This window comes from Undibacterium sp. MH2W (assembly GCF_049340215.1).
In the GTDB taxonomy this organism is placed as follows: Bacteria; Pseudomonadota; Gammaproteobacteria; order Burkholderiales; family Burkholderiaceae_D; genus Undibacterium.
Window position 1 is genome coordinate 1 of record NZ_JBMPPA010000006.1, and the last position, 13,331, is coordinate 13,331.

A 13,331-nucleotide genomic window follows, 5' to 3' on the forward strand; every position below is an offset into this window, starting at 1 on the left:
GACCTGACGATAAGTTCGTTGTGCTGTCGTAGGTCTTGGTGGCATTGATTGTCGCCGTAGCTTGATTAATCGTTACGCTGTTGGCACTGGAGTTGGTGGTTAAACTAGGTAAAACATAGTTTGATGCAAGGCCGGTGCCGTTGGTCAATCCTGTGATGCCGCTCACATAGTTACTGCCGTTAGCGAAAACGTTGGCATTGTTTGCTGATGCCGTTCCTGTGTAATTGAGTGTTTGTCCATTAACGCCGGTAATGTTGACCAGACCTGATGTTAAGCTCGTTGTGCTATCGTAGGTTTTGGTGGCGTTAATGGTGGCCGTTGCCGGTGTGACGCTCACCGATGTTTGCGAAGCGACGATGGGATTATAGTTACTGGTCAATGCACCGCCGACACCTGACAGGATCAGACCAGCGGTACTGCTCAGTGGCTGACTCGTTTGCACGTTACCGGCATTGAGTAAAGTGCCTGTCCCCGTCGCAGTGAAGGTCTCGCCATTGACGCCTGTAATGATCAAGTTGCTTCCACTAAAGTTCGATGTCCCGTTGTAGGTAGCGGTGCCAGTGGCACTGAGGTTGGCGGGTGTGATCGTTAAGCTGCCACCGGTAATGATGTCATTGCTAAATAGGGCGTTGCCGCGCAAGGTATAGGCATAGGGACCCGTGCTCACATTCTCTCCCGCGACGCGGCTCCCTGACATATTGGCGATCAGTGTTGCAGCACTGACGCTAAATGTATTATTTCCGCTCGTTGTAGTGAGGGTGGCAGGATTGCCCGCTGCCGTGTAGGCTGTCTGAAACGCGCTATTGAGCGTTGGATCGCTCTGACCATAGACTTTAGCAATGGATGCCAATGCCAGCGAGAATGCCGGGGCTGTTGTTGAGCGAAACATGACTTGCGTCGTGCCGCCGCCAGCGATGGTATTACCGCTGCCATACGCTGTATTAAAGGCGGTATTGAGCGAACTGCCTGACAGTGAGAGTGTCGTTAAGGCACTATTGAGATAACTTAAATTTCCGGTAGTGGCTGCATCCCCCGTATATAAATACAGATTACCACCACCGCTATTGCTGACGGTATTCCCATTCAGCGTGGTGATTTGTCCACCCGTAGTTGTTCCAGCACTAAGTAGCTTGCCAGCGATTAAACTCACATTGCCAGAACCGCTGTTAAGAATTTTAGCGGTAGTGAGATTACCTTGCCCATCAGTTGATAGAACGACATTCCCCGTGCCAGCCTGTGAGATCGTCGCTCCCGACGCCGCGGCTAATGTGGCTGTTGATGCAGCTGTGCCGTTACCCGCAGCAACAGTGATGTTGCCGGATGCGGTATTAGTGATATTGCTGTTGAGCGCCACGCCGTTCGTGCCTGTTAGGCTGGTGCCTGCAACGGAGACGATACTATTGTTCGTCGTCAATGTGCCGCTAGCACTGAAATTAACGCTACCGCCCGTCGTCAAATTAATTGGGGTATTGAGAGTCAGGTTGCCTGTGATGGTGGCAGAGACATTGCCATTTCCGGAAATGGCGTTGTTGATGGTCGTGTCTGTCGTTTGAGTGATGTTGAAGTTTGCGCCGTTATTCAGGGTGATGCTACTGCTGCCGAGCGTGCCCCCTGAATTCACATTTAATGTTTTTCCGCTGTTAATGGAGGTTGTCCCTGCAAACGTGGTACTTGCGCCTGTCAGTGTCAATGCGCCAGCGCCTGCTTGCGTAAGATTTCCAGCACCTGTGAATATCAGGTTCGACGACACAGCTTCAGCACGATCAAATGCTAAGGCGGATCCCGTTGCGATGTTGACTGTTGACACACCCAATGATTCTGTAAAGTTGGATGTTACCGACGTTCCATCACCAACCTGGACATAGCCCGCATTAATATTCAAGGAGTTTCCAGCGCTCCCGCTGATACCGGACTTAAACAATACGCCCCCGCCACCATTGACATTAATGACGCTGGCATTTGAGATACCTATTCCACTGGACCCGCTGGATGCAAAGGCGAGTGCGAGATAAGAACCTGTAGAGCCTAAGGTACCACTGGTCGCTGCAGCTAGGTTTAAAGTGAGGCTGTTGTTGTTCGCATTCCATAATCCATTGATCGTATCAGTTGCACCGCCGTTCGTAGAAAATTGCGTAGTTCCACTGCCGATTGGATTGCCCGTAAAATTAATGGTGCCTCCACCGCTTGTCCCCGTAAAATTAAAACTCGCATTGGTCCAATTGCTGCTGCCTGTGGTATTCAAAGAAAAGACCGACGCATTATTAACGTTGACGGTGGAAGGTCCTGTTAATGGAGAACTGGCGCTTGTGTTGAGTTGTAACGTTGATCCACCTTGCACAGTGTAGGCGTTTGAAATATTCGTATTTGCCGGTGTTGAGTAAGTCCATGAATCTAGCGTTAATGTGCCACCACCAGACATGGTGAGGTTGCTCGCGTTCGTTGCCCCGTCATAGGTACTGTTGCCAGTTTGAGAGAAGGTCACGTTCGCTTTGTTGTAGGTACTCGAACCAATCGCCCCATTGCCAGTTATTCCAGCGTTACCTGTTGACGTCAGATTAATCGATGAGCCTGCTGTCCTTGCAATGATGGGCGCTGCATTTTTGATCGCCGCATTGTAACCTGCCGTGTGTCCTTGAATACTGATGATAGAAGGACTCGCCCATGTATCAGTCACTGAAGCATTTGAGGCGATATTTATTCCACTACCAGTGATGTAACCCGATAACACCGTATTGTTGCCATTAAGGCTGATATTGCCACCGCTGGATGTGAGTGCCGTTGCGAGACTGATTCCGGTAGAGTTGGAACTGTTGGTCGCTCCACTGATATTCATATTGCCGCTGGCGGTGATCGCACCTCCGACAAGATTGATGCCATTGGTTCCGGTGCTACTGCTTGCGGAGGCAGTGCCGTTCGTGATGACACCTGTTGATGCATTGATGGTGCCATTGGTGTTATCAATGCTGATATTGTTGCCAGTTATGGTGCCAGTTTGTTGATAAATCATACTTCCATTGGTCGACTGAAGTATGACATTATTCGTGCCAGCTGCTATGTTGCCATTGAGTATAATCGCATTGCCTGACGCAGCTGACGCGCCGCCAGCCGTACTGCCTTGAATTGTCACGTTACTATTCGTGTTCGTATCGGTGATTGTCGCTCCGATACTCACACCGTTCCCCGTATTGCTGGCGCTGGTATTTGTATTATTACCTGTGATGGAAATCGCACCGTTGGCACTTAACGCTGTACTTGTGTACACGCCCTGCGTAGAAACACCAGCGGAATTGCCTGCAATTGTTAAGTAGCCACCTGAGCTTACTCCTTCTTGTACTTTGACTCCTGAGGCATTGGTCGAATTTCCAAACAGATTGATACCGGATGTCGCTGAAATACCAGCTCCAGTTAACGTTAAACCAGCTCCCCACGTCATCGATAATGGATTGGCTGTATTGGGTGCGTTGATGATGCCCCCAGAGTCCGTACCTCCAGTGTTATCGATACTGACATAATTACCCGCAATCGTGCCTGCTGTATGTGCTATTTGGCTACCATTCAGAGACTGAATCACCACGTTATTCGCGTTTGCTGTCGAACCAACGTTTGCACCAACCGACACGGCATAGTCGGTCCCAGAGGAAAGTCCTGATTTGCCTGAGATTGTAATAACACCATTAGTCAACGTATCCATCACGGGCTGGGAAACGAAAACACCATATGCTGTCGAGCTATTTGTTGCTGTGCCTGTAATATTGATCGCACCACCACTGCTCGTGAGTGAGCTACTCACTTGTGTACCTATCACATTGGTGGTCGAAGATGTATTTATGCCAGCGATGTTGAGATTTCCTGCCGCTGCGATGCTTCCGCCTGATAATAAAACGCCGGGTGAACTACCTTGCCCCCCTGCGCCGCTCCCCGTCGTAATGGCACCTGTAATCGAATCGATGATCCCATTCGTATTGTCGATGCTGATATTGGCTCCACTGATCGAAGTACTCGCTATACTCGTATAATCAATTAGCGTAACGTTACCCTGGTTGCCAGAAATGGTAATGTTGCCTGTCGCTTTCAACAGGGGAGTAGTTAGTGTAGATGTGCCTCTGATTTCAACCGAATTTGCGTTCCCAACGCTGCCAGTTGGTACCGTTGAGCTACTGACTGTCGTCGAACCACTGCCGCCACTTGCACCAAAGATGGCTGCGTTCGTGGTATAGCCAAGAATGCTGATGCCATTCGGCCCGACGGCTGTCGTGCCATTCGCGGTGGGCGATGCCGCTGCCCCCCAATAACCTGCGAGCAGAGTTGCATTGGTTGCTGGATTTACCTGCCCGCTTAGTATGCGTGCAGTGGTCGGCGCAGCGGTAACACCAAAGGTACTTCCATAGTACGTCGAACCATATGTAACTTCGACCATATATACCGTATAGGTTCCATTATTCTCTAAGCGATTTACCGCATACAGATAACTATTCGACCCATAATTGACCGTGTCAGAGCGGGAAATATTGACCGTCGCAGTTGACGCGGTTGTTCCGTTGGCGTTAGTGATCGTCGTTCCGTTATTTGCGAGGGTGAATGCAGATAAAGGATTGACGCCGTTGTATAAACCGTAGTTGCCTGTATTGTTTGCTGTACTAGCAGGTGCAATGCCAATTTCGGTGCCATTGGTCAACACACCGTTGCTATTCAAGGATCCAGCTGCAATTTTTCCGTTGATCGTAATCGATGCGCCTGATATCGGTGATGTAGGCCCTCCCACTCCAATTTGAACAGGGCTGGACGTACTGCCTGCACCATTTTGACCGAAAATATTAACGTTGCCTGATGCATTGATGGTCGTATCTGGCGAGTAAATGTATGAGCCAAAACTACTCGATGCAATCGCATTTCCTGGTGTAATTGTGCCAGTAAGGTTGTTGATGGCACCACCAGAATTGTCAATACTCACATTACCAGCAATCAGTGCGGATTGAGAGAGAATGATACGTCCAAAGTAATTACCACTCGACTGAATAAATAGATTGTGTGTGCCGACGTTGATTGTGGAGGATCCAACAGTCACGCTGGTGTAATTTGGTGCGAACGATGTGCCAATCAGCTTCGTGTCACCCCAACCAGATATTGTGGCGTATTCGTAAATGCCATTCGCATAAGTCGAACTACCGGTGATTGTGAGAGCACCCGAAGCACCTGTGATACTTCCGTGAAGATTAACACCGTCGCCCCCATAAGTGTTACTGCCAGGGGCAGCATAGCTATTGCCAACGATGCTGAGCGAACTCCCATTTCCAGCGGTTAAACTACCACCCATGTAGACGGCATGAATATCCGCATAGGCCGTCACGTTAGACATTTGTGTGCCAGTAATGGTGAGCGAACTATTTGCACTCTCATTAATCGTTCCTAACAAATTGACTGCACGATAGCTTCCACTGAATCCTGAAATGGACACGTTGCCACTCGTTGTCAATGTGTTGCCCGCGAATTCGATGACACCGTTCATACCATACGTGTCGTGCCCTGTACCAATCGAGGTTGCGTTCCCAATCAATGATAAAGTCGTACCGCTTGCTGCACTTAACGTCGTATTGCCTATTTCGAGAGCACCATAAGACGGTCCCCAGCCATAACTACCGTTATTATTCGAAGACGTACCGGTAATTGTGCTTGTCAAATTTCTGTTATTTAAATTAGTGACCGCTAAACTTCCGCCTAGCTCAATACCGTTGGCGACCGACGTGCCATTCATAACGATTTGATCGGATGTGATGACAGGAGTGCTAGCGGGACCAAATAATTCCACGCCGCGTTGCGACGCATTGCCTGTTCCATTAATAGTAACTATGCCGCCATTCGTTGATATTGCTCCGTTTGATGGCAAATTACTGATATTGATTCCCCATAATGACGAATTAATAGCACCTGAACCATCAATTTTGATCCCACTATAGGCATCGTTATTAATGCCATTGGCGGTCATTGCGACATTGATGGACGTTGGATTGGTTGCATATGTCGTTCCATTGGCAAACGTACCCGAAGCGGAAATAGGTGCATAAACAGAGATCGCGTTATTCGCATTCAGAGTTAGCGTTGGTGCCGCATTCGCTGACCAGCTCACCCCTGCGGCGGCGGTGACGTTGATGGGACTGCCAACCAAAATGTTGCCCCAAGATTGTGTCCCTGTGCCATTAATGCTCACCTGACCGGCTGTTGGGCTTGATGTGACGCTGGCATTTGTAGTGCCTGTGCCGCCCGTGGAAATCGTAACACTTGTGCCATTACCTAACGCCGTTGCAATTTGGCTGGCAGACACAACAGAATCCCCGTAAATATATGGTGTTGAAGAACTCGTTGCGAGAATCTCGACATTGTTCGGATCGAGCAACCATGTTTTGCCACGTACAGTGACACCGTCGCTTTTGAGAAAATCGCCCGACGTTTCAACGAGACCATTTTTCGCTTGCAGGTGAGCATTACTCACATCGGTACTTGCCGCGAGCACGCCGGTATCGGTATTGCGACCAATGATGATGTGTCCACTATCGGTGTTACCGCCATTGCTATCGGAAACAATGGTGCCGTGAATGGTGATCTTTCCATTGTCTGCACGTAGATCAATATTGCCACCTTCGCCGCTACGTCCGGTGGCACTCGCATCGATCATCGCCGTTGCTGCCAACGTGATAGCCGGAGTTGGATCGGCGGCTGTACCAGTGGATGTGCTATCGGCCTCGATGATAACTTTTCCACCTGTGATGCCAGTCGCTGAAATTTTGGCGTGATCCGTGAGGTGCACTTGATTTGCATTGAATGTGACGTCACCACCCATTCCCTCGTTGTTACTAACGTCAATGTTCGATTGCTCACTCAGAGTAATTTGATCCGATGCCTACAAGCGGATATGACCGTTGACGAGTTTGGTACCTGTTGCACTCAGGGTGCCGCTATTCTGGATAACGCCGGATGCCAATTGCCCAATCGACTTCGCACTGAGAATAATTAATCCGCCCGGCGCTAATACTGCACGTTGGTTTCGCACCAGACTCGCAATGGTCGATGGTGTGACCGTCATACCAATCAAACTACTGCCCTCGAATTGCAAGGCGATACCTTCGCCTGATGCTAATGCAACGGTACCCTGTCTCGCCAAAATGACACCGTCGTTACGTACCTCTGGCGCCAGCAGCGCAGCATACCCTGCAATGGCTGTTGTGATGTTTCCCTCATTGATGACAGCTGCTGACGATCCACTACGCGAAAACAGCGTGCGTCCCGCTAAGTAATCACTATCGCTCAACTGATGCGTTGTTGCGACGATACCGCCGACATTCACCTGTGATGTTTTACCGAATAGAATACCGCTCGGATTGATGATAAAGACTTGTCCCGTCGCATTCATTTTGCCGAGTATCTGGCTGATGTCGGCACTTTGAACACGGTTGAGTGTTGATGCTTGAGCGTCAGGTTGATTGAAGTTGACAGTAGCCGCACTGCCAATATTAAAACTTCCCCAATTAATGATGCCGGTTTTACTTGATTGGTTAATATTCATGACTGCAGTCGTTGGAGTGGTATTGCTTGTAATAGCAATATTCCCACTCACGATGCTTGCGTTACCAGGCAGTGTCGTTGGCGCGATCAGCGGTGATGCGGTGACGGTTGTGACAACAGGGGTGTCGAGATGTAATTTTGCAGGAGACGGTTTGGTGATGACTTCGGTCGTTGCCGTATTCGGACCAAGTGATGCTGCGATGGCGTTGAGTTGAAATAATCCAAGTGAGACGGCGGTAATGCCTAACGACGTACGACGTGAAATACTTCCTTGTCGTTTTCCATGTGCACGCGCTGTTTCAGCGACTGCGACAAAGCCACCCGCCACATCGCTCCATATTGTCCGATAAATGCAATTCATGTCATCACTCGTCAAATCCCGAAAGGCGGGTTGTTTGTTTTTGATTAATTAACTCATCAACGATCGCCTTTTTAGATGTGCAATGAACGCCATTTTTACCAAAGTCATTGTTGAGGCGATGTGTATTTTTTTGCGCCAAATGTTGCCGCGCGCCAATAATAAGTGAAAACGATTTGGATGAATTCACCTGCGTAATTGCTGTAACACTGCTTTACAAAGTTTCCGCCTTTTTTTGTTTTTCTAACTAGAAATTTATAAAAAATAGTTACTTCGAGATCCTTTATTTGTATCTCTACGACAAAGTTGTTTTTTTGATGCATCGTCATGTTTAAGATGCGCATGCATGGATGTTGACGATGTGAGAACAGGGAATGGGGGAGGGGGGATATGTCGTGTTGGAATAGGCAGTGACGTACGTTTTGATTACCGATCAATCACCGATCAATCAGCAGTCATAAAGACTGATTGATGTCTTTTAAGCGTCACATGGTGCGCAATAAAAATTGTACTTTGTGGCAAGCAGTAATAAGATGAGTGTGCTTTTATTGCAATATTTGAAATGTAAAAAGCGATCCCGACTCGGTTGTTGTTTGAATAAAATATTGAATTCCTGTTTTTTGAATGTTGATGAGATTTCGGGATTTACTTGCCCGCAGAAAATGCGGATGCCCACCTAAGCGATGCAATAAGACTTTATTGCCGTCGCTATTTGTTTTTACATTAGGGGTGATGGCGGTTACCGAACATGCCAGTGCCCAGACAACGCCCGACGCAGGTGCACTGTTGCGCCAAAATCAGCGTGATATGAATCCGTCACAAGCGCCGTCGTTGGTACACCCTCTCCACAAATCAGTAGCACCAGAATCAGCACCGACACCCGGAGAGGATGCGTTGAGCTTTATCGTTGACGCATTTCATTTTACAGGTGCAAATTTAGTCAGCGAAGAGGAGCTCAATCGGGTTGTAAAACCTTGGTTGCATCGTGAGCTCCATTTTAGTGATCTTGAACAAGTCAGCGATGCGATATCCGATGCGTACCGTCAGCATGGCTGGTTTGTGAGGGTCGTCATTCCTGAACAAGATATTGATCATCAGATCGTTACCTTGCAATTACTTGAAGCAAAGTTTGGAACGGCGCGCGTGATGGGGAATGCAGAACACACACGTTTTCGATCGCAAGCTTTGGTTGATATCGTCACCGTACGTCAACATACAGGCGATTATATTGATCTCAATAGTCTGGAGAGAGCGAGTAATTTGCTCAATGACTTTCCTGGCGTTACTGCGGGTTTATCGTTAGCGCCTGGCAAAAGTACGGGCTTAACTGACATCATCATCACGGCAGAAGATAAACCTCTGTTGTCGGGATTTTTGCAGGCGGATAACGATGGTTCACGCTCAACAGGTACCAATCGTGTTAACGGCTCTCTAAGTATTGATAATCTAAGAGGATCTGGCGATCAGATCGGTATCAACACAATTTCGACGCTGGGAAGTGAATATGGAAGTCTCAGGTACAGCACGCCATTGTTTTCAGACGGTCTTCAGCTTGGGGCTCAGTGGTCGACAATGACTTACCGCCTCATTGGCGATTTTTCCTCACCCAACGCCAGCGGTAAGGCGCAAACCGCCGGTGTATTTCTGAGCTATCCGTTTCTTAAATCGGCAAACCGAAGTGCCACATGGAATGTGGCATTCGATCATAAGGTCTACAATAACATCGCCAATCAGCAAACAATTTCTGATAAACGTGTGCATGAATTAACGTTGGGTCTCAGTACTGTTTTCTCTGCAATCGATGGTGGTTATGTGCTCCTTAACAGTAACGTTTACCTTGGACGGCTCGACTTATCGGGTGATAAGGCTAATGAGGCCGCCGATGTCACTGGACCGCATACGCAAGGTAGTTTCGGTAAAGTCGGTGGGAACATCGTGTATTTACAGCCGTTGCCACACAATATGAATGTGTCGCTTTCTGCGAATACGCAACTCGCGTTGAAAAATCTTGATTCGTCAGAGAAGTTGTCAATCGGAGGCAAGCAAGGTGTGACGGCGTATCCAAGTTTGGAAGGCTCAGCGGATACAGGGTACGTTCTCGTTGCGGAACTCAGTAAGGAATGGCGTCCTGGATTACAGACATCACTCGCTTACGATTATGGTTCTGTCTTTATCAATCAACATGCAAACTATCCCGGTGCCAGCTTGCTGAATCACTATTCATTGAGTGGAATTGCTGCTGGGGTCACCTTCAACAAAGCGCGACGGTATCAGTTCAGTGCAAACATTGGTCGAAAATTAGGTTCCAACCCCGCTGCTAACCGCAGCACTGGCGCAGATAGTGATGGCACAACTGGTCAGATACGGTATTGGGTATCGGGATCTCTCTACTTCTAATGCGTTACTATTCGTGATGTCATTAGTGTCAATGCACTCACAAATTAACCACTTTTTCTCATTGACGGAGTTGTCTATGGATTTATCAACGTATACCACGCTCATCAGCGCACAGGATGTCGCTGCCCATTTAAACGAGAAACATTGGGTCATTCTCGATGTCCGTCATGATCTGATGAATACTCAGGCAGGCGCTCAAGCTTATGCTGCTGGCCACCTTCCTGGCGCGCAATTTGTGCACGTAGATGATGCCTTGTCAGGACCCAAGTTAGGACCAGATGGTGCCTTTCGTGGACGTCATCCTTTACCTGAAAAGCAGCAGTTTATTCAAACATTACGTGGACTTGGCATTGATCATGATACGCAAGTAGTTGTCTATGACGCGCAGGGTGGCATGTTTGCAGCTCGCTTGTGGTGGATGTTGCGATGGGTTGGACATGCGGCTGTCGCTGTTCTCGATGGTGGGTTGCCAGCATGGACGGCACAGTCATTTCCAGTTTCGACCGACGTACCTGCAGCGCGCCTTGGTCAATTGACAGAGCGTCCGAGCTTAGTGACCCAAGTCGATGTCGCGAGTGTTGTGGCGAATCTCGATCATCCACAATGGACGGTGGTGGATGCACGTGCCCCAGATCGTTTTCGCGGTGAAAACGAAACGATAGATCCCGTGGGTGGGCATATTCCCGGCGCTCTCAATCGGTTCTTTAAGGACAACCTGCAAGCAGATGGTCGATTCAAATCAGCTGAACAATTGCGGGCTGAATGGTCTGGACTTCTGGCAGATCCGCAAAAAGCGGTGATGCAATGTGGGTCGGGCGTGACCGCCTGCCATAATCTATTGGCATTGGAAGCGGCCGGGTTAAGCGGTGCAGCCTTGTACCCAGGTTCTTGGAGCGAATGGTGCGCTGATCCGAGTCGCCCAGTGGCACGCTAAAAAAACGGGGATGATAGTCCCCGTTTTTTTTCGTAGGAGATTTCCTGATGTCACTCGTGTCGTGTCACAAAGAGAACAATGAGCACACCAAGGGCAACGAGTAAGATTTGAGGAATCGTTTCTTTCAAGGACGTTCTGCGCTGCATTTGTGGCATCAGATCGCTCACAGCAATGTAAATAAATCCTGACGAAGCGCATACCAACACATAAGGAATCATACCGTTGGCATGCTCCAATGTGAAATAGCCTAGAACACCGCCGAACACGCCCATCATGCTGCAGGCCAGGTTATACAGGTAAGCGCGAGTACGACTAAAGCCTGCATTGAGCAAGATAATAAAGTCGCCGATTTCCTGAGGAATTTCATGCGCAATAATGGCGAACGCCGTGACAAAACCAAGGTGAGGGTTCGCGAGAAACGCGGCGGCAATCAGAATCCCATCGGTAAAATTGTGCATCCCATCGCCAAGCAAAATCATCCAACCCGCTTTGCCTGCTTCATGGGCATCATGACCGTGTTCATGATGATGTCCATCGCCCTCATGGTGATGGGAGTGACGGAGGATCGCGAATTTCTCCAACAAGAAAAATGCGAGCAGACCACCTAGCAAACAAGCAAATAGGGTATGCGGATCGGCTTTTGACTCGAAAGCTTCTGGCAACGCATGCAACAGCGATGTCGATAACATAATGCCCACGGAGAGAGCAACCATGCGCTCTACGACTTTGGCGAGCAACGAAAATGAAAAGACCGCAGCAGCAGTGATACTCAATAACCCAGCCATGGCTGTGGTGATTAAGATGGAGATCAGAGTGGAGTGAATTTGGAACCTCGGCTTTAATTTGCAACTAAGTTGCAAATTAAAGCACAGAGCCGGATTTTATGCAAATCCGGCGTCCTTTTTATAGACGCACTCGTCGTGACGTTCTATGTATGAACGACCGCTGACGTTACACAACACCATGTGTTTTGAACCAATCAACAGCGCGAGACCAGCCGTCTTTGGCATCCGCTTCGACGTAGCTTGGGCGATAATCCGCATGGAACGCATGACCCGAGTGTTCATAGACTTTAAATTCTGAATGACTTTGGCCTTTGCTTAAGGCTTCTTTCATCTGTTCAACCGTTGCAACAGGAATACCGGTGTCTTTTGCACCGTATAAGCCGAGGATCGGTGTCGTGAGGCTTGCTGCAATATCGATAGGATGGCGTGGTGAAAGCGGCGTTGGATCGGCAACGAGCTTGCCATACCAAGCCACTCCCGCTTTGACTTTAGGATTGTGCGCGGAATACATCCACGTAATCCGTCCACCCCAGCAGAAGCCCGTAATACCAAGACGATTGATATCGCCTCCTTGCTCTTTTGCCCAAGCAACGGTGGCATCCAGATCGCCCATCACTTGGGCATCGGGTACTTTAGCGATGATGTTTTGGATAAGCTCAGCGACAGACGGATACTGATTCACATCGCCTTGGCGGAAGAAGAGGTCAGGTGCAATCGCCATGTAGCCTAACTTGGCAAAGCGACGGGCGACGTCCGCGATATGTTCGTGGACACCAAAAATTTCAGAAATGACCAAAATCACAGGTAAGTTTGTCTTGCCAGCCGGTTTAGCAACATACAGTGGCACCTGCTGGCCACCGACGGTGATGTGCGGACGACTATCTTCTAGTCCAGTCAGATCGGTTTTTACCATTGTTTGTGCACATACCGGCAATGCTGCTGCCGCAAAACCCACGCCAACAGCGGTTTGAATAAAATCACGACGGCTCATGGAATCGGACTCGTCGGAATTGCCCGTCATACTATTAAACTCTTCACGGTGTAGCATCGATTTCTCCTGCTGAATGATGGATGAGACCCAATGGGTGAGGGGGAAAATGCAAGCCGTATCTTAGCGTGAAATCAATTTTCAGGTGACCTGAGGAGTAAAAGCGTTAATGTTATGATCCATTTTCAGCCTCGCGAAGGCTTTTTGTACGGGTAGGACGAGCGAAGGGGAGTCGACGTCACTATTCTGCAACCGAAATAGTGTATGGTTTGCCTATACTGCCTGTTGGCAATATTTTTGAAGTTCAACGAG

General features: G+C 48.8%; 6 protein-coding genes. 2 read left to right on the forward strand and 4 right to left on the reverse strand.

Annotated features, from left to right (window positions below; translation table 11 throughout):
- On the reverse strand, positions 1-6,835 hold a 6,835-nt coding region (locus ACO0K2_RS14790), incomplete at its 3' end, for a hypothetical protein (RefSeq protein WP_423020148.1).
- Positions 6,836-6,895: 60 nt separating this feature from the next.
- The gene (locus ACO0K2_RS14795) at positions 6,896-7,918 is read right to left on the reverse strand and encodes a filamentous hemagglutinin N-terminal domain-containing protein (RefSeq protein WP_423020150.1); all 1,023 of its coding nucleotides are present in this window, start codon (positions 7,916-7,918) and stop codon (positions 6,896-6,898) included.
- 729 nt (positions 7,919-8,647) lie between these two features.
- Between ACO0K2_RS14795 and ACO0K2_RS14800 the strand changes: the two genes are divergently transcribed.
- A complete protein-coding gene (locus ACO0K2_RS14800; protein WP_423020152.1) occupies positions 8,648-10,312 on the forward strand; it encodes a ShlB/FhaC/HecB family hemolysin secretion/activation protein in 1,665 nt (554 codons plus the stop codon).
- A gap of 76 nt (positions 10,313-10,388) precedes the next feature.
- Positions 10,389-11,246 carry a sulfurtransferase gene (locus tag ACO0K2_RS14805; RefSeq protein WP_423020154.1) on the forward strand — a complete coding sequence of 286 codons (858 nt, stop codon included), beginning with the start codon at positions 10,389-10,391 and terminating at the stop codon, positions 11,244-11,246.
- A 50-nt stretch (positions 11,247-11,296) separates the two neighbouring features.
- Here the strand turns inward: ACO0K2_RS14805 and ACO0K2_RS14810 are convergent, their stop codons facing one another.
- Together ACO0K2_RS14810 and ACO0K2_RS14815 are read right to left on the reverse strand one after the other, a co-directional pair.
- Entirely contained in the window at positions 11,297-12,049 is a 753-nt protein-coding gene (locus ACO0K2_RS14810; protein ID WP_423020491.1) for a ZIP family metal transporter, read from the reverse strand.
- A gap of 148 nt (positions 12,050-12,197) precedes the next feature.
- Positions 12,198-13,079, reverse strand: coding sequence for a dienelactone hydrolase family protein (locus ACO0K2_RS14815; protein WP_423020156.1), 882 nt, complete (start codon positions 13,077-13,079; stop codon positions 12,198-12,200).
- Positions 13,080-13,331 lie beyond the last annotated feature (252 nt).

What these genes read in the sequence shown, in the direction of transcription:
- ACO0K2_RS14795 (WP_423020150.1), bottom strand. Translation starts at nt 7,918, where the DNA reads ATGAATTGCATTTATCGGACAATATGGAGCGATGTGGCGGGTGGCTTT.
- ACO0K2_RS14800 (WP_423020152.1), top strand. Translation starts at nt 8,648, where the DNA reads ATGGCGGTTACCGAACATGCCAGTGCCCAGACAACGCCCGACGCAGGT.
- ACO0K2_RS14805 (WP_423020154.1), top strand. Translation starts at nt 10,389, where the DNA reads ATGGATTTATCAACGTATACCACGCTCATCAGCGCACAGGATGTCGCT.
- ACO0K2_RS14815 (WP_423020156.1), bottom strand. Translation starts at nt 13,079, where the DNA reads ATGCTACACCGTGAAGAGTTTAATAGTATGACGGGCAATTCCGACGAG.